At 69.1% G+C, this 20,152-nt stretch carries 2 protein-coding genes; both read left to right on the top strand.

The annotated features are described in order from the left end of the window. Positions 1-108: 108 nt before the first annotated feature. The gene (locus QMG86_RS27745; RefSeq protein ID WP_281875652.1) at positions 109-7,452 is read left to right on the top strand and encodes a non-ribosomal peptide synthetase; all 7,344 of its coding nucleotides are present in this window, start codon (positions 109-111) and stop codon (positions 7,450-7,452) included. A 201-nt stretch (positions 7,453-7,653) separates the two neighbouring features. Beyond that, positions 7,654-19,968 (top strand): amino acid adenylation domain-containing protein, encoded by a 12,315-nt coding sequence (locus QMG86_RS27740; RefSeq protein WP_434086126.1) that lies wholly within the window; start codon positions 7,654-7,656, stop codon positions 19,966-19,968. Positions 19,969-20,152 lie beyond the last annotated feature (184 nt).

The following is a 20,152-nucleotide window of genomic DNA, read 5'->3' as shown; positions in this document are numbered from 1 at the left end:
GCAGTCAAGCCCCTATATGATTGCTCGGTCCGCGCTGGCCCCGGATAACGAACCCTGAGCAGGGTTAGGCCCGGGTCCTGGCTCGATGCGAGAGGTGAATGCACTCGAATGGAAACCGCCCGTCGCTCTGCTCGCGGTAGCCGTCGCCGCAGGTCGGGCAGTCCGCTCTTCGCGCAGCTGCTCACCGCCGCGGTCGAGTCCGCCGCCACCGAGGTCGCGATCCGGTTCAACCCCACGGGAGATCCGGCCGACGATCGGGAACTCACCTACGCCGAGCTGGACGCGGCGTCCTCGCGGCTGGCCCGGGAGCTGATCGAGCGCGGCGTCGGGCCCGGCGACGTGGTCGCCATCGGGATCTCGCGCAGCGTGGAGTCGGTGCTCGCCGTCTGGGCCATCGCCAAGACCGGCGCGGCCTACGTGCCGGTGGATCCGACCTACCCCACCGACCGGATCAACCACATCGTCGCCGACTCCGGCGCCACGGTGGGCCTGACCACCTCGGCGCACCGCCCGGTGCTCGGCACCGGCGTGTACTGGATCGAGCTGGACGACCCGGTGCAGGCGGCGCGCATCGCCGCGCGCCCGGAGCACCCCATCTCCTACACCGACCGGGTCCGCCCGCTGGACGAGCGGCACCCGGCCTACGTCATCTACACCTCCGGCTCCACCGGCAAGCCCAAGGGCGTCGTGGTCACCCACAGCGGCCTGGCCGGGCTGGTGGCCGCCGAGCGCGAGCACTACGGCGTGACGGAGGAGTCGCGCGTGCTGCACGTCTGCTCGCCGAACTTCGACGTCTCCGTGCTCGAACTGCTGCTGGCCTTCTCTTCCGGCGCGACGCTGGTCATCGCGCCGCCGTCGGTATTCGGCGGTTTCGAGCTGGCCGATCTGTTGCGCCGCGAGCACGTCACGCACATGCTCATCACGCCCGGCGCCCTGGAATCGGTGGACCCGGCCGGCCTGGACGACCTGCAGGCCGTGGTGGTGGCCGGGGACAAGTTCGGTCCCGAACTGGTCGGCCGCTGGGCGGCCGAGCGCGAGTTCTACAACGGCTACGGGCCCACCGAGGCGACGATCCTGGCCACCAGCACGCCGCCGATGGCGCCGGGCGAGCCCATCACGATCGGCACGGCCATCCCGGGAGTCGGCGCGTTCGTGCTGGACTCGCGGCTGCGGCCGGTGCCCGCCGGCGTGGTCGGCGAGCTGTATCTGTCCGGCCCCGCGCTGGCGCAGGGCTATCTCAACCGGCCGGGCCTGACCGCGGAGCGATTCGTCGCCAGCCCGTTCGGCGCCGACACCGGCAACCCCGGGGCGCGGCTCTACCGCACCGGCGACCTGGTGCGGCGCACCGAGTCCGCGAGCCAGGACGGCGGTGTCATCGAATACCTGGGCCGTTCGGACTTCCAGGTGAAGATCCGCGGCTTCCGTATCGAACTGGGGGAGATCGACAACGCGCTCACCAGCCACCCGGACATCGACTTCGCGGCCACCCTTGGCAAGCCGCTGCCGTCGGGCGCGACCGCGCTCGTGTCCTATGTGCTGCCGCGGCCGGGCGCTGATGTGGACATCGACGCGCTCACCGAGTTCATCGGGGAGTCCTTGCCCGCGTACATGATTCCGGCGTCGGTGGTGGTGCTGGACGAGATTCCGTTGACGCCGGTGGGGAAGTTGGATCGGGCGGCGTTGCCGGAGCCGGTGTTCGCGGCGCGGGCGTTCCGGGCGCCGTCGACGCCGGTGGAGGAGATCGTCGCGGAGGTGTTCGCGGCGTTGCTGGTGCCGGAGGAGGACGGCCGCGTCGGCGCGGATGACGACTTCTTCGAATTGGGTGGGAACTCGCTGCTGGCGGCGCAGGCGGCGGCGCGGATCGGTGCGGCGTTGGATGTGCGGGTGCCGGTGCAGTTGCTGTTCGAGGTCAGCACGGTGGCTGGGCTGGCGGCGCGGGTGGAGGCGCATGCGGGGTCCGCGGCGGGGCAGGCGTTGCGGGCGTGGCCGCGCCCGGAGCGGGTGCCGTTGTCGTATGCCCAGCAGCGGATGTGGTTTTTGAACCGGTTCGATCCCGCGAGTGGGGTGAACAATATTCCGGTCGCGGTGCGGTTGTCGGGGCAGTTGGATGTGGCGGCGCTGCGGGCTGCGGTGCGGGATGTGGTCGAGCGGCACGAGGTGTTGCGCACTGTGTATCCGGATGTGGACGGTGAGGGTGTGCAGGTGGTGTTGCCCGTGGATGACCCGCGGGCGGTGCCGGATGTGCTGGTGCGCCGTGCGCACGAGTCGGAGGTGGCGGCGTTGGTGGCCGCCGCGGTGAGTGAGGGTTTCGATGTCACGGTCGCGCCGCCGGTGCGGGTGCGGTTGATCGTGTTGAGCGAGTCCGAGCACGTGCTGGTGTGCGTGGTGCATCACATCGCGGGTGACGGGTTTTCCATGGGGCCGTTGACTCGCGATCTGATGAGCGCTTATGTGGACCGGATGCGCGGCGGGGCGCCGCAGTGGCCGGCGTTGGAGGTGCAGTACGCGGATTACGCGTTGTGGCAGCGGGAGATCTTGGGTGCGGAGCAGGACCCGGATTCGGTTCTGGCGCAGCAGGTGGGGTTCTGGCGGCAGGCGTTGGCGGGGTTGCCCGAGCAGGTGGAGTTGCCCGCGGATCGGGCGCGGCCTGCGGTGGCGTCGTATCGGGGTGCCACCCTCGGGTTCGATATCGATGCCCAGGTGCATGCGGGGTTGAGCCGGGTCGCGCACGAACACAACGCGACGGTGTTCATGGTGGTGCATGCGGCGTTGGCGGTGTTGCTGGCGCGGTTGTCGAATTCGCGGGACATCGCGGTCGGCACGCCGGTGGCCGGGCGCGGGGAAGCGGCGCTGGATGATCTGATCGGCATGTTCGTCAACACGCTGGTGTTGCGCACCGACGTCGATCCCGGGGTGTCGTTCGCGGGGTTGCTGGCGGGGGTGCGGTCGGTGGATGTGGCGGCGTTCGGGCATGCGGATGTGCCGTTCGAGCGGTTGGTGGAGGTGCTGGACCCGCCGCGCTCCCCGGCGCGGCATCCGTTGTTCCAGGTGATGTTGACCTTCCAGAATCTGACGGTGCCGGAGTTGGCGTTGCCGGGTTTGTCGGTGTCGGGGCTGGATCTGGCGGTGGGGCTGGCGAAGTTCGATCTGCAGTTGGCGGTCGCGGAGAACCTCGACCGGCACGGCCGCCCGGGCGGGTTGTCGGCGGCGTTCACCTATGCCACCGATCTGTTCGACACCGCGACGGTGCGTGATTTCGCCGACCGGTTCACCCGGATCCTGGCCGCGGTCGCCGCGGACGCGTCGGTGGTGGTGGGTGATATCGATGTGCTGGCCCCCGGGGAGCGGGAGTTGGTGCTGCACGAGTGGTCCACTCCCGGGGCGATCGTGCCGGAGGTGACGTTGGTCGATGTCATCACCACCCAAGCCCGCAACCGGCCCGAGGCGGTCGCGGTCCGCTACGGCGAGACCGCACTCACCTTCGAGCAACTGCATCGCCGCGCCAACCAGGTCGCGCGCGCGTTGATCGCCCACGGCGCGGGCCCGGAAACGGTGGTCGCGGTCGCCGTGCCGCGTACCGAGGAGCTACCGGTCGCGCTGCTCGGTGTGCTCATCTCCGGCGCGGCCTACCTGCCGATCGACACCAGCTACCCGGTACAGCGGCTGGAATTCATGCTCGAAGACGCCGCGCCGGTGTGCGTCCTGACCACCGCTACCGAGCTGGACACACTGCCCGCGGGCACCATTCCGGCGCTTTTGCTGGAGGAGACCACCGGCTACGACGACGCACGAGTCCGCAACCGCGAGCGCGTCACACCGCTGCGCCCGGACAACCTGGCCTACGTCATCTACACCTCCGGCTCCACCGGCGTGCCCAAGGGCGTCGGCGTCGCGCACCGCAATGTGGTCGAGCTGTTCGCCAACACCCAATTGCTGTTCGAGTTCGACGAAACCGACGTGTGGACGTTGTTCCACTCCTTCGCCTTCGACTTCTCGGTGTGGGAGCTATGGTGCGCGCTGGCCAACGGTGGCACCGTCGTCGTGGTCGACTACCTCACTTCCCGGTCCCCGGAGCAGTTCCGTGAATTGCTGATCCGGGAGCAAGTCACCGTGCTCAACCAGACGCCCTCGGCGTTCTACCAGCTCGCCGAGGCCGACCGCGCCGCACACCACGACGAGGGCAAGTTCGCTCTGCGCTACATCGTGTTCGGTGGCGAGGCACTGGATCTGCGTCAGCTGCAGCGCTGGTACGAGCGGCATCCGGTGGACGCGCCCTGGCTGGTGAACATGTACGGCATCACCGAGACCACCGTGCACGTGTCGTTCCTGTCGCTGGACGAGCAGATGGTCGACAACGCGGCCAGCGTGATCGGGCGCGCGTTGCCGGGCCTGGACGCGTACGTGCTCGACGACCGGTTGCACCCGGCGCCGGTCGGGGTCGCCGGAGAAATCTACGTCGCGGGGGCGCAGCTCTCGCGCGGCTACCTGGGGCGTCCCGGGTTGGCGGCGACCCGGTTCGTGGCCAACCCGTTCGGTGCGCCGGGGTCGCGGATGTACCGCTCCGGTGACATCGGCCGGTGGGTCGGGTTCGGTGGTCAGGCCACCCTCGAATACGCCGGGCGTGGCGACCAGCAGGTCCAATTGCGTGGATTCCGCATCGAACTCGGCGAGATCGAAGCGGCGCTGCTGCGCTGCCCGGGAGTGAGTCAGGCGGTGGTGCTGGTCCGCGAGGACGAGCATGCCGGTGACCGTTTGATCGGGTACGTGGTGGCCGATGCCGGGGCGAGCATGGATCCGTCGGTGCTGCGGGCGCAGGTGTCGGAGTTCCTGACCGGCTACATGGTCCCGGATGCGATCGTGGTGCTGGACGCGCTGCCGCTGACCCCGAACGGGAAGCTGGACCGGCGGGCGCTGCCCGCGCCGGAGTTCGTCTCCGCGACGGTGTTCCGCGCGCCGAGTTCGCCGGTGGAGCAGGCGGTGGCCGATGTGTTCGCCGGGTTGCTCGGCGCCGCCGAAGTCGGCTTGGACGACGACTTCTTCGCGTTGGGCGGTAACTCGCTGCTGGCCACGCGGGTGGTGGCGCGGATCAACGAGGCGCTGGACGCGAATGTGGCGGTGCGCGAGCTGTTCGAAGCGCCGACGGTGGCCGCGCTGGCCGCGCGGGTGGTGCCCGGCGCCGGTGCGGGTGCGCGCACGGTGCTGGAACGCGCCGAGCGGGTGGAACCGATTCCGTTGTCGCTGGCGCAGCAGCGGATGTGGGTGCTCAACCAGTTCGACCCCGCCTCGGCGGCCTACAACATTCCGATGGCGATCCGGTTGACCGGCGCGCTGGATGTCTCCGCGCTGCGCTACGCGCTGGCCGACGTGCTCGAACGCCACGAATCGCTGCGCACCCGGTATCCGACCGGGCCGGGCGGGCTGCCGTACCAGCAGATCCTCACCGTCGAGCAAGCCCTGCCCGGCGGGCTGGACGTCGTCGTCACCGACGACCCGATCGAGCAGATCACCGAGCTGATGCTGACCGGGTTCGACGTCACCACCGAAGTGCCGGTGCGGGCGTTGCTGCTGGAGTCCGGGCCCGACGAACACCTGCTGGCGTTCGTGGCCCACCACATCGCCGCCGACGGCGCCTCCATGGCGCCGCTGGCGCGCGACCTGATGAGCGCCTACCTGGCTCGTATCGGCGGCAACTCCCCCCGCTGGTCTCCGCTGGAGGTGCAGTACGCCGACTACGCCATCTGGCAACGCAGCGTGATCGGCACCGACGACGACGAGACCTCGGTGGCCGCGCGGCAGCTGGCGTATTGGCGCCATCAACTCGCCGGACTGACCGGGGAACTGGAGCTGCCGCTGGACCGGCCCCGCCCGGTCGTGGCGAGCATGCGGGGCGCCAACACCGGTTTCGCGGTATCCCCGCAAGTGCATGCGGCTTTGGTCGCCCTGGCGCGCGAGCACAATTGCACCTTGTTCATGGTCGTGCACGCCGCCTTGGCGGTGCTGCTGGCGCGGCTGTCCGGCGACCCGGACGTCGCCATCGGCACACCCATCGCCGGACGCGGCGAACGCGTGCTCGACGACCTGGTCGGCATGTTCGTCAACACCCTCGCCCTGCGCACCCGCGTCGAGGCGGGCATGAGCTTCACCGAACTGGTCGACCAAGCCCGCGAAACCGACCTGGCCGCCTTCGCCAACGCCGACATCCCCTTCGAACGCGTCGTGGAAGTCGTCGCCCCCGGCCGCGCGACCACCCACAACCCCCTGTTCGGCGTCGTGCTGTCGTTCCAGAACAACGAACAACCCACCCTGCGGCTGCCCGGCCTGACCGTCGCCGCGCTCGACACCGGCAGCGTCGCAGCGAAATTCGACCTGCAGGTCAACGTCAACCCCCACCACCGCGACGACGGCACCCCCGGCGAACTCGACACCGTGTTCACCTACGCCACCGACCTGTTCGACGAAACCACCGTCCAAACCCTCGGCCGCCGACTCGAACGCATCCTCACCACCATCGCCACCGACCCGCACACCCTCATCGGCGACATCGACATCCTCGACGACGCCGAACGGGAGCGGATGGCGGCGGCGGCCGGATCGGTCGGCGCCGAAGCGCCCACCGCGACCGCGGGCACGGCGTTGACCCAGGCACTGGCGGCCGCGGTGGAGGACGACCCCGACGGGCCCGCCGTGGTGTCCGGTGAGAACGCGCTGTCCTACCAGGATCTCGACGCGCGTTCGTCGCGGTTGGCGCGGGTGCTCATCGCGCGCGGCTGCGGACCGGGCGCGGGCGTCGCGCTGCGGCTGGACCGCGGCATCGAGGCGGTCATCGCCACCTGGGCCGTCCTCAAGGCCGGCGCCGCGGTCGTCCCGGTCGACGCACTCGACGCACCGCTGCCGCACGAACCGGAGATCAAGATCGGTCTCACGACCGGCGGCGCCGGCTCGACCGGCGCGCTGGACTGGCTCGCCCTCGACGACCCCACCCTCGTCGCCGAGATCGCCGCCGAATCCCCCCGCCCGGTCACCTACGCCCACCGCACCCGCGCCCTGCGCGGAAGCGATCCCGCCTTCATCGGTGCGCAAGTGCTCAGCTACGACGACCTCGCCACGGCCGCCGGACGGCTGCGCGCACGCACCGAGCTGACCTTCGAGTCGCGCACCTTCCAGCACGGCAGCGCGCAGTCGCCGGCCGCGCTGGTCGAAGTGGTGGCCGCCGGATCGGTGGGCGCGTCGGTGGTGCTGGTCGACGTGGACGGCGCGCTGACCGAGTCGCTCGCCGACGAATGGGTAACTCATCTGGTGACGGATCGGACCGGGCTGGACACGCTCGACCCGACGGCATTGGAGGACTTGCAGGCCGTGGTGCTCGACAATGGTGTCGGCCGCGTGCCCGCGGGGCCCTGGACGACTGTGACCGCTATCGTCGAGCTCACCGAACTGTTCGGCGCCGAGTGAAGCGATTCGCGGTCAGACGCAAGCCCCCGGTTGTGTGACTATGCACACAGCCGGTTGGTTTGCTGTATCAGGGCGTCCGCTGGAAATGTGTCAAGGACGTGTTCTTACAGGCAGGATGTGCAGAGTTTTCATGTTTCGCTTGTCGGGGAATAGTCTGCCGGCTCAAGGATGGGGAATCAGGAAGCACGAAGCGGGGCTCGCGTGACGCGGCCCGCGCGGGTGCGGCCCACGCGCACCCGGCGACCTAGAGTCACTACCCTCCCGCAACTGATGGCAACCGCCGTCGAAGCGAATCCGACCGGTACCGCGGTCGTTTTCGCCGACGCGGTCAGCTCTCGGGGACACCTCACCTACGCGGAACTCGACGCCAGGTCCACGCGGTTGGCGCGGCTGCTCATCGATCGGGGGGTCGGTCCGGAGGATCTGGTCGCGGTGGGTATTCCGCGGTCGGTGGAGTCCGTGGTGGCGGTGTGGGCGGTGGCGAAGACCGGTGCGGGGTTCGTGCCGGTGGATCCGAACTATCCGGCCGATCGCGTCGAGCACATGGTGAAGGATTCCGGGGCTGTGCTCGGACTCGCCGTCACGCGCGTGGTGGAGGACCTGCCCAGCGAGATCGAATGGCTGGTCATCGATTCCGACAGCTGCACCCGGGCACTGGAGGAGTACCCGACCGAACCGGTCACCTATGCGGATCGGCTGCGGCAGCTGCGCGCCGAGCATCCGGCGTATGTCATCTACACCTCGGGATCGACCGGCATGCCGAAGGGCGTGGTGGTCACCCAAGCCGGGCTGGCCGGTTTCTGTGCCGAGCAGCGTGATCGGTATCGGGTGACGAGTGCGTCGCGGACGCTGCATTTCGCGTCGCCGTCGTTCGACGCCTCGGTGCTGGAGTTGCTGCTCGCGCTCGGCGGCGCGGCCACCATGGTCGTGGTCGCGCCGACGGTCTACGGCGGTGACGAACTCGCCGCGCTCCTGCGCCGGGAAGCCGTGACGCACGCGTTCATCACCCCGGCCGCGCTCGCGTCGGTGGATCCGACGGGGCTGGACGAGTTGCGTGTGGTGGTGGCCGGTGGCGAGGCGTGCCCGCCGGAGCTGGTGCGGCGCTGGGTGCGCCCGATCGCCGACGGGGATCGCGAGTTCTACAACGGGTACGGCCCGACCGAGACCACGATCATGACGAACATCAGCGCGCCGCTGGTGCCCGGCGAGCCGGTGACGATCGGCGCGCCGATCCAGACGACCACCGAATACGTCCTGGACGAGCGCCTGGTGCCGGTCCCGATCGGCGTCGTCGGCGAGCTGTATATCGGCGGGCCCCAGCTGGCTCGCGGCTACCAGTTGCGTCCCGGTCTCACCGCCGTGCGTTTCGTCCCGAATCCCTTCGACCCGAACCACTCCCGGTTGTATCGCACCGGTGACCTGGTGCGTTGGACGCCGAATGGTGAGTTGGAGTATCTGGGCCGCAACGATTTCCAGGTGAAGATCCGGGGTTTCCGGATCGAGCTGGGTGAGATCGACGCGGTGCTGGCCGGGCACGAGACCGTCGACTTCGCGGTCACCGTCGGCCACCAGTTGGACAGCGGCGCGACGATTCTCGCGTCCTATGTGCACGCGGCGACCGGGCACTCGATCGACACCGGAGAGCTGATCGCGCACGCCGAGCGCAGTCTGCCGGTCCACATGGTGCCGACCTCGCTCACCGTGCTGGAGGAGATCCCGCTGACCCCGGTGGGCAAGCTGGATCGTCGCGCGCTGCCCGCGCCGCAGTTGCAGACCAAGGAGTTCCGCGCGCCGTCGGGAGCGCTGGAGCAATTGGTCGCGGGCGTGTTCGGCGAATTGCTCAGCGCCGGTGACGAGATCGGCGCGGACGACGATTTCTTCGAGCTGGGCGGCAACTCGCTGATCGCGACGCAGGTCGCGGCCCGGCTCGGCGCGTCGATCGGCGCGCGGGTGCCCGCGCGTACGGTGTTCGAAGCGCCGACGGTCGCGCTGCTGGCCGCCCGGCTCGCCGAATTCGACACCGGCGCTGAGCGTCCGGCGTTGGTGGCGGTGGAGCGTCCGGAGCGGGTGCCGTTGTCGTTGGCGCAGCGGCGGATGTGGTTTTTGAATCAGTTCGATACCGGTTCGGCGGGGAATAATATTCCGTTCGCGGTGCGGTTGTCGGGTGTGTTGGATGTGGCGGCGTTGCGGGCGGCGGTCGCGGATGTGGTCGGGCGTCATGAGACGTTGCGGACGGTGTATCCGGCGGTGGATGGTACGGGGTATCAGGTGGTGCTGCCCGCCGCGCAGGCCGTCCCCGACCTGACGCCGCACAGCCTGACCGCCGACGAACTCCCCGAGTGGTTGGGTACGTTCGCCGCCGCCGGGTTCGATGTGGCGGCCGAAGTGCCGTTGCGGCTCTCGCTCGCGCGGATCGGCTCCGACGACTACGTCCTCGCCGTCGTGGTGCATCACATCGCGGCCGACGGTACGTCCATAGCACCGCTGGTGCGCGACCTGATGACCGCCTATGTCGCGCGCAGCGCGGGCGCCGCCCCGGGGTGGGAACCGCTGCCGGTGCAGTACGCCGACTACACGCTGTGGCAGCACGCCGTGCTGGGCGACGAGAACGACCCCCGCTCGGTGGCCGCGACGCAGATCGCTTTCTGGCGCGAGGCCCTCGCGGGCATCCCCGATCGGCTCGACCTCCCGATGGATCGGCCGCGTCCCGCCTTGCCGTCGGGTCGCGGCGGCGTCTACGCCTTCACCGTCGACGCACCCACCCGGGCCCGGCTCGACGAGCTGGCGCACGCGCACGGCGCGTCGCTGTTCATGGTGGTGCACACCGCGTTCGCGGCGCTGCTGGCCCGCTTGTCCGGCACCACCGACATCACCATCGGCACGCCGGTCGCCGGCCGCGGCGAGGCCGAACTCGACGACTTGGTCGGCATGTTCGTCAACACGCTGGTGTTGCGGACCCCGGTCGATCCGGCGTCCTCGTTCGCCGAACTGCTGGCCGCGACCAAGGAACGCGACCTGGCGGCGTTCTCGCATGCCGAGTTGCCGTTCGAGCGGTTGGTCGAGGTGCTCGACCCGGTGCGGTCGCAGGCGCATCACCCGCTGTTCCAGGTGGCGCTGTTCTTCCAGAACATGGAACAGGCGCGGCTCGAGCTGCCCGGCCTGTCCGTCGCGGCGGTCGAATTCGACGGCGCGGTGGCCAAATTCGATCTGCAGCTGACGGTGACGCCGCAGGAAGGCCCGGACGCGGGCCTGGCCGCCCTGTTCACCTATGCCACCGATCTGTTCGACGAGGGTTCGGTCGCCGAGTTCGCCGCGCGCCTGAACCGGTTGCTGCGCGCCGTCGCGGCCGATCCCGACCGCGCGCTGGGCGGGGTCGACCTGCTCAGCGTGGTCGAGCGGGATCGCATCCTGCACGAGTGGAACGACACGCGTTACCCGGTTCCCGCCGAGTTGCTGCTGGACGGGTATCGCCGTGCGGCGGAGGCGTACGCGGACGAGGTCGCCGTGGTGTACGAGGGTGTGGAGTTGACGTTCCGTGCGTTCGATGCGCGGGTGAATCGTGTGGCGCGGTTGTTGATTTCGCAGGGTGTGGGTGCGGAGTCGTTGGTGGGGTTGGCGGTTCGCCGGTCGTTGGATCTTGTGGTGGGGATGTATGCGATCGTGGCGGCGGGTGGGGCGTATGTGCCGTTGGATCCGGATCATCCGGCCGAACGCATCGCGCACATCCTGGACACCGCTCGCCCGCTGTGCGTGGTGACGACCGCCGCGGACGCGGCGGCGCTGCCGGGCGACGTCACGGCCCTCGCCGTGGACACGCTGGATCTCGACGGCTTCGACGACAGCCCGGTCCGCACGGAAGAACTCGTGCGTCCGGTGTTGCCGCACCATCCGGCGTACGTGATCTTCACCTCCGGGTCCACCGGCCGCCCCAAGGGCGTCGCGGTGTCCCATGCGGCGATCAACAACCAGATCGCGTGGATGCTCGCGGAGTATCCGCTGGGTCCGGACGATGTGTACTTGCAGAAGACGGCGACGACGTTCGACGTCTCGCTGTGGGGTTACTTCATGCCGCTGCGCGCGGGCGCGAAACTCGTCGTCGCCACGCCGGACGGACATCGCGATCCCGCTTACGTCGCGGAAACCATCGCCGCGCAGGGCGTGACGGTGACCGACTTCGTGCCGTCCATGCTGACGGTCTTCGCCGCGCACACCACGCCGGGCAGCTGCCCGACGCTCAAACACGTCTTCGTGATCGGCGAGGCGCTGCCGCCGGAGACCGTGGGCGCGATGCAGGCGGTGTCCGACGCCGCCGTGCACAACCTGTACGGCCCCACCGAGGCGGCCGTCTCGGTGACCTATTGGCCCGCGGCTGCCGACGAGCGCACCGTGCCGATCGGCCTGCCACAGTGGAACACGCAGGTCTACGTGCTGGACTCGTGGTTGCGGCCGGTGCCGGTGGGCGTGCCCGGTGAGCTGTATCTCGCGGGTGATCAACTGGCCCGCGGTTATGTGCGGCGTCCCGATCTGACCGCCGACCGGTTCGTGGCGAACCCGTTCGGCAATGGCGAGCGGATGTACCGCACCGGTGACCTGGTCGTGTGGCGCAAGGACGCGGACGACGCGGTGCTGGACTACCTCGGCCGGACCGATTTCCAGGTGAAGTTCCGCGGTCAGCGGATCGAGCTGGGTGAGATCGAGACGGCGCTGCTGGCGCAGCCTTCGGTGAGCCAGGCAGCCGCCCTGGTCGCGGCGTCGTCGCTGGGCGATCAGCTCGTCGCCTACGTCGTTCCCGCTCCGGGCGACCGGATCGACGCGCAGGCACTGCGGTCCGCGATCGGCGAGACCTTGCCCGCCTACATGGTCCCGGCCGCGATCGTGGCGCTGGACGCGTTCCCGCTGAACTCCAGCGGCAAGCTGGACCGTAAAGCGTTGCCGGAGCCGACTTTCGAGACCAAGCAGTTCCGTGCGCCCGTGACGGCGATCGAGGAGATCGTGGCGGGGGTGTTCGGTGAGGTGCTGGCGCTGAACCGGGTCGGCGCGGATGACGATTTCTTCGCGCTCGGCGGTAATTCGCTGGTCGCCACCCAGGTCGTGGCGCGTCTCGGTGCGGCGGTCGGTGCGCGGGTGCCCGTCCGGACACTGTTCGAGGCGCCGACCGTGGCGGGTTTGGCGGCGGCGCTCGAGTCGCATACGCACGGTGAGCGCCGGGTCGAGTTGGGGAGTATCGCTCGTCCGGAGCAACTGCCGTTGTCGTTGGCGCAGCGGCGGATGTGGTTCCTCAACCGCTTCGACCAGTCCGATGACGCCGCGGAGCAGATCGGTTCGGCCGCTTACAACTTGCCGTTCGCGTTGCGGTTGACCGGTGCGCTGGATGTGGGCGCGCTGGGTGCGGCGCTGCGCGATGTGGTGGCGCGGCACGAGGTGCTGCGCACGGTGTATCCGGAGACGCCGGACGGTCCGGTGCAGGTGGTGTTGCCCGCCGCGCAGGTCGCGGTGGACCTCGGTCCGCTGGTGCTGGCCGAGTCCGAGGTCGCGAGCAGCGTGTACGCGCTGGCGGCGACTCCGTTCGACGTGACGGCCGAGGTCCCGTTGCGGGCCGTGCTCATCCAGGTCGACGGAGCGCCCGACACGTATGTGCTCGCGGTGGTGGTGCATCACATCGCGGCGGACGCGTCGTCGATGGGTCCGTTGGTGCGGGATGTGATGGTGGCGTACGCGGCTCGTACCTCGGGCGATGTTCCGGGGTGGTCGCCGTTGCGGGTGCAGTACGCGGATTACGCGTTGTGGCAGCGTGCGGTGCTGGGGGAGGAGTCGGATCCGGAGTCGCTCGCGGCACGGCAGATCGCGTTCTGGCGTGCTGAGCTGACCGGGTTGCCCGACGTGCTGGAGTTGCCGACCGACCGGCCGCGTCCAGCGGTGGCTTCGCTGGCGGGTGCGCGCGTGGATATCGAAATCGATGCGGCGACCCACGCGGGACTCGTGGAGTTGGCGCGTGCGCATGGCGCGACGTTGTTCATGGTGGTGCACACGGCGTTCGCGGTGCTGCTGGCTCGGTTGTCGGGGTCGCAGGATATCGCCGTCGGCACGCCCGTGGCCGGGCGTGGTGAGCGGGAGCTCGATGATTTGATCGGCATGTTCGTCAATACTGTGGTGTTCCGGTCGCGGATCGACGGTGGCGAATCGTTCGCGGATGTGCTTGCGCGTCAGCGTGAGTCGGATCTTGCGGCGTTCGCGCATGCGGATGTGCCGTTCGAGCGGTTGGTGGAGGTGTTGAATCCGCCGCGGTCGACGGCGCGTCATCCGTTGTTCCAGGTGGGGTTGTCGTTTCAGAATGTCGCGCGTGCGGCGTTGGAGTTGCCGGGTTTGACGGTGGCGGGTGTGGATGCGGATTTGGATGTGTCGCAGTTCGATCTGCATTTGATTGTTGGTGATGCTTATGCGGAGTCGGGTGCGGCCGCGGGTATCGGCGGGTTCCTCACCTATGCGACCGATCTGTTCGACCGGGCGACGGTAGAAGGGTTCGCGGCACGGTTCTCGCGCATTCTCGCGTCCGTGGTCGCCGACGCGACAACCCCGGTGGGCGAGATCGAACTGCTCGACGATGCCGAACGGCACGACGTGGTGGCGCGCTGGAACGCCACCGACCAGCCCGTCGACACGGGCGCGACGCTGGTGTCGCTGCTCGACGCCAGCGTGGCGGCGGACCCGCGCTCCACCGCGCTCGTCGCCGACGCGCTCGACGGCGAGCGGGTCGAGCTGACCTACGGCGAACTCGACGCGCGGGTGAATCGTCTTGCCCGGCATTTGATTTCGTTGGGTGTGGGGCCGGAGTCGCGGGTGGCGCTGGCGTTGCGCCGGTCGGTGGATCTGGTCGTGGCGATGTATGCGGTGGCGAAGTCCGGTGGTGCGTATGTGCCGGTGGATCCGGATCAGGCTGCCGAGCGGACGAGCTACATTCTCGAGACGGCGGCACCGGTGTGTGTGCTGACCAACGCCGACGCCGAGTTCGAGACCGATGTCGCCGATGTTGTGCGTATTGATGAGCTGGATTTGTCGGGTGTGGACGGCAAGCCGGTTACGGATGCCGAGCGGGTCGTACCCCTGCGTCCGGAGAACACGGCGTATGTGATTTTCACGTCTGGTTCGACGGGTCGTCCGAAGGGTGTGGCGGTTCCGCATGGGGCGATCGCGAACCAGTTGCAGTGGAAGAACGTCGAATTCGGCTTGGATGCCGCTGATGCGATCCTGTTGAAGACGGCGGCGACGTTCGATCTCTCGGTGTGGGAGTTCTGGTCGGCGGCGGTGTGTGGTGGTCGTCTGGTGATCGCCGCGCCGGATGGTCATCGGGATCCGGCGTACCTCAACGAGTTGATGGCCCAGGAGTGGGTCACCACGCTGCATGTGGTGCCGTCGATGCTCGACGCGTTGTTGACCGCTGGTATGCCGGATTCGCTGTGGCGGGTGTTGGCGATTGGTGAAGCGTTGCCGGGTGCGGTGGCGCAGCGGTTTTTGCGGGAGCACCCGCGCACGGAGTTGTTCAATCTTTATGGTCCGACTGAGGCGGCGGTGTCGATCACCAGTCATCGTGTGACGTCGGCTGATGAGGTGTCGGTGTCGATTGGTGCGCCGGAGTGGAACAGCCGGGTTTACGTGCTCGACTCTCGGCTGCGGCCGGTGCCGGTGGGTGTTTCCGGTGAGTTGTATCTCGCGGGTGTTCAGTTGGCGCGTGGTTACTTCGGTCGTGCGGATCTGACCGCGGATCGGTTCGTGGCGAATCCGTTCGAGTCGGGTGTGCGGATGTATCGCACGGGTGATTTGGTCGCCTGGAACGGCGACGGTGAGCTGGAGTATCGGGGTCGTACGGATTTTCAGGTGAAGATTCGTGGTTTCCGTATCGAGTTGGGTGAGATCGAGGCGGCGCTGTTGGCGTTGCCGCAGGTCGCGCAGGCGGCGGTGGTCGCGAGGTCGGATCCGAAGACCGGTGACCGTTTGGTGGCTTATATCGTTCCGGCCGCTGCGGAGGGTGGCGTCGCTGCTGGTGCGGCCGGTGCCGGAGCCGCTGGCGATGCCGACGATGCGGCCGGGGCCGGGGCCGGGGCCGGGGCCGGAGCCGGTGTGGATGTGGCTCGGGTGAGGTCGGAGTTGACGGCGGGTTTGCCGTCGTACATGGTGCCGTCGGTGTTCGTGGTGCTGGATGCTTTGCCGTTGAATGTGAACGGCAAGCTGGATCGGAAGGCTCTGCCGGAGCCGGAGTTCGAGGTTCAGGCGTTTCGTGCGCCGTCGACTCCGATCGAGGAGATCGTGGCTTCGGTGTTCGCCGAGGTGTTGGGTGTCGAGCGTGTCGGTGCGGATGACGATTTCTTCGCGCTGGGTGGTAATTCGTTGTTGGCGACGCAGGTCGCGGCGCGGATCGGCGCGGCACTGGATGCCCGTGTGCCGGTGCGCGTGCTGTTCGAAGCGTCCACCGTGGCCGGACTCGCCGCGAAGGTTGAGCAGCACGCAGGCAGCGGCGGCCGTAAAGCCCTCGTGGCCGGTCCGCGTCCGGAACGGATCCCGCTGTCGCTGGCGCAGCAGCGCATGTGGTTCCTCAACCAGTTCGATCCGGCATCGTCGGTCTACAACATCCCTGCCGCCATCCGCCTTACCGGTGAGTTGGACGTGGCCGCGTTGCGGCAGGCCGTCGCGGATCTGGTGGCGCGGCACGAGATTCTGCGCACCATCTACCCGCAGACGCCCGACGGCCCGGTACAGCAGGTGCTTCCGGCGGCCGAGGTGCCGATCAGCCTCGTACCCATCCGGGTCGACGCGGACGAGCTGGTCGCCGCGGTGACCGCGGTCGTCACCGCCGGGTTCGAGGTGACCACCGAAGTCCCGTTCCGGGTGGAACTGTTCGAGGTCGCGCAGGCAGACGAGGTCACCGAGCACGTGCTCGCTTTCGTCGCCCACCACATCAGCTCCGACGGCTGGTCGCTGGGACCGCTCACCCGGGATCTGATGCTGGCCTACGAGGCGCGCAGCAGGGGCGTGGCCCCGGCCATGGCCCCGCTGCCGGTCCAGTACGCCGACTACAGCCTGTGGCAGCGGGAGGTGCTCGGTTCCGAGACCGACCCCGACAGCCTCATCTCGCAGCAGGCCGAGTACTGGCGCGGCGCGCTCGCCGCCCTGCCGGACGAATTGCCGCTCCCGGCCGACCGGCCACGGCCCGCCCAGGCGTCCTATCGCGGAGCCACCTTCGCCTTCGACATCGACGCCGAGCTGCACACCGCGCTGGAACGGCTCGCCCAGCAGCACAATTCGACGCTGTTCATGGTGGTGCACGCCGCACTCGCGGTGTTGCTGGCCCGGCTGTCGGGCACCTCGGACATCGCCATCGGCACCCCGGTGGCCGGCCGCGGCGAGGCCGAGCTCGACGACCTGATCGGCATGTTCGTCAACACCCTGGTGCTGCGGACCGAGGTCGAGCCGGGCACGTCGTTCGACGCGCTGCTCGCCGAGGTCCGCCGGACCGATGTCGCGGCGTTCGGTCACGCCGACCTGCCCTTCGAGCGCCTGGTCGAATTGCTCGATCCGGTCCGCTCGGCTGCGCGGCATCCGCTGTTCCAAGTGATGCTGGTGCTGCAGAACTTGGCGCAGGCGACGCTCGAGCTGCCCGGACTCACCGTGTCCGGCATCGATCCGCAGGTGTCGGCGGCCAAGTTCGACCTGCAGATCACCTTGGCCGAACAGCCCGGTGCAGCGGGCCTTTCGGTGGTGATCGGCTACGCGACCGACCTGTTCGACGAATCGACCGTGCGGAGTTTCGCGGACCGGTTCCGCCGTGTCCTGGCGACGGTCGCGGCCGATGCCACCGCCGTGGTCGGCGACATCGATGTGCTCGCGACCGGCGAGCGGGATCAGGTCCTGAGCGCGTGGAACGCGCCGGGTGCCTGGGTGCCCGGCGCGACCTTGCCGGATGTGATCGCCGAGCAGGCATGGTCGCGTCCGGACGCGGTCGCGATTCGTTTCGGCGACACCAGCTTGACCTTCGGTGAGCTGCAGAGGCGCGCGAACCAAGTCGCGCGGGCGTTGATCGCCCAGGGTGCGGGCCCGGAATCGGTGGTCGCGGTCGCGGTGCCACGCACCGAAGAACTGCCGGTCGCGCTGTTGGGTGTGTTGATCGCGGGGGCGGCGTATCTGCCGATCGACACCACCTATCCGGTGCAGCGGCTGGAATTCATGCTCGAAGACGCCGCTCCCGTGTGTGTGCTGACCACGGCGCAGGAGCGCCACGCGGTGCCTGCCGGTGAATTGCCGGTGGTGCTGCTGACCGAGGCCGAATCGTATTCGGACGCACCGGTCGGTGACGGGCAGCGGCTGGGACGGTTGCGCCCGGACAACCTGGCGTATGTCATCTACACCTCCGGCTCCACCGGCGTGCCCAAGGGGGTCGGGGTCGCCCACCGCAATGTGGTCGAGTTGTTCGCCAACACTCAGCCGTTGTTCGAGTTCGGCGCGACCGATGTGTGGACGTTGTTCCACTCTTACGCGTTCGACTTCTCGGTGTGGGAGCTGTGGTGCGCGCTGGCGCACGGCGGCAGCGTGGTCGTGGTCGACTATGTGACCTCGCGCTCGCCGGAGCAGTTCCGCGAACTGTTGATCCGGGAGCGGGTGACGGTGCTCAACCAGACCCCGTCGGCGTTCTATCAGCTGGTGGAAGCGGATCGAGCGGCGGACCCACGTGATCTGGCGCTGCGGTATGTGGTGTTCGGTGGTGAGGCGCTGGATCTGCGCAAGCTGGGCCGGTGGTACGAGCGCCATGGTGACCGCACGCGGTTGGTGAACATGTACGGCATCACCGAGACCACGGTGCATGTGTCGTTCCTGCCGTTGGCCGAGCACAGCGCCGACAACCCGGCCAGTGTGATCGGCCGGGCCATCCCCGGCTTGGATGCGTGCGTGCTGGACCGGCGTCTGCATCCGGCTCCGGTGGGGGTGCCCGGTGAGATCCATGTCGTCGGGGCGCAGCTCTCGCGCGGTTATCTGGGCAGGCCGGGCTTGACCGCGACGCGGTTCGTCGCGAATCCGTTCGGTGCGCCGGGATCGCGGATGTACCGCAGTGGTGACATCGGCCGGTGGCGTGCCGGTGACGACAACGCCGCTCTCGAGTACGCCGGGCGTAGTGACCAGCAGGTGCAGTTGCGCGGGTTCCGCATCGAGCTCGGCGAGATCGAAGCCGCGCTGCTGCGCTGCGACGGTGTCGGGCAGGCGGTCGCGCTGGTGCGTGCCGACGAACAGTCGGGTGAGCGCCTGATCGGCTACGTCGTGCCCGACAGCGGCGTGCGCATCGACCCGGCGGAGGTCCGGGCCGGAGTCGCCGAGTTCCTGACCGGGTACATGGTGCCCGACGCCGTAGTGGTCATCGACGTCTTGCCGCTGACCCCCAACGGCAAACTCGACCGCCGCGCGCTTCCGGCCCCGGAGATCACCAGCGCGGTCGCCTACCGCGCGCCGGAGACGGTCACCGAGCAGGCGGTGGCGGAAGTATTCGCCGAACTGCTGGGCGCCGACCGCGTCGGCCTGGACGACGACTTCTTCGCCCTCGGCGGTAACTCACTGCTCGCGGCACAGGTGGCCGGTCGGCTGCGGGACGCGACCGGAGCGACCGTGCGGGTGCAGTGGTTCTTCACCGACGCCACGGTTGCCGGGTTGGCCGCCCGCATCGACGCGGGCGACGCCGACGCCACCGCGGCGCTGGACGTGCTGCTTCCGATCCGGGCGAGCGGATCGGCGGCCCCGCTGTTCTGCCTGCATCCGATGTACGGCTTGGCCTGGTCGTATGCGGGACTGGCCCAGTTCATGCCCGCCGACCAGCCGATCTTCGGTCTGCAATCGCCCGCGCTGTCGGAGGACGGCGAGCTGCCGGATTCGCTGGCCGAGCTGGCCGCGCGCTACCTGTCCGAGATCAGGGCGGTGCAACCGCAGGGTCCCTACCGGTTGCTCGGCTGGTCGCTGGGCGGTGTCCTCGCCCATGCCATCGCCACCGAGTTGCAGGACGCGGGCGAGCAGGTGGAATTGCTGGCCATGATGGACAGCCATCCGAATCCGGACGTCGTCGGCTTCCGCGCCGCGGTGCGCGGTGCGTTGGCCGAACTCGGTCTCGGTACGACGGCCGCCGAGGGCGACGATGTCTACGACCTCGACGACGAGTCGTTGGCCGCGCTGCACGCCATGATCCCGCCGGATCTGGTCGCGGTGACGCCGGAGCGGCTGCGCCGGATCTATCGCAGCGCCGTCCGCTCGGCGGAGCTGATCGCCAAGCACCGGCCCGGCGTCTTCCGCGGCACCGTGCAGTACTTCAGCGCCGCCGTCGCCGACCCCGCCGACGAGTTGCGCGCCGCCGCGGCGGACTGGTGGCCGTACGTCCAGGGCATGGTCGTCGACCGGCCGGTCGAGGTCACGCACGCGCGGATGGCCACGCCGGAGGCGCTGGCGGTGATCGGCCCGCAGCTGGCCGCTCTGCTCGACGCGCGCCGGTGATCGTCCCTGCCGACGTCGCGACACGGATCGGGCGTCGGCAGGGAATAATCGTCCGCGGCACTCGTCATACGCGTCCGCTCCTGCCCCGGAAACTCACGGGTCGTGGCCGGTCACACTCGGCGTGCGCCGGCGGTTAGGTAACGATCGGCATGCGCGCGTTCGATGATCACAGCGCGGGCAGCAT

This window comes from Nocardia sputorum (genome assembly GCF_027924405.1).
GTDB classification, from domain to species: Bacteria; Actinomycetota; Actinomycetes; order Mycobacteriales; family Mycobacteriaceae; genus Nocardia; species Nocardia sputorum.
The sequence above is the reverse complement of the archived record's forward strand: the minus strand, read 5'-3'. Positions and strand labels throughout refer to the sequence as shown.

Excerpts from the sequence above, each read along its gene's own strand:
- QMG86_RS27745 (WP_281875652.1), top strand. The coding sequence starts at position 109 with ATGGAAACCGCCCGTCGCTCTGCTCGCGGTAGCCGTCGCCGCAGGTCG.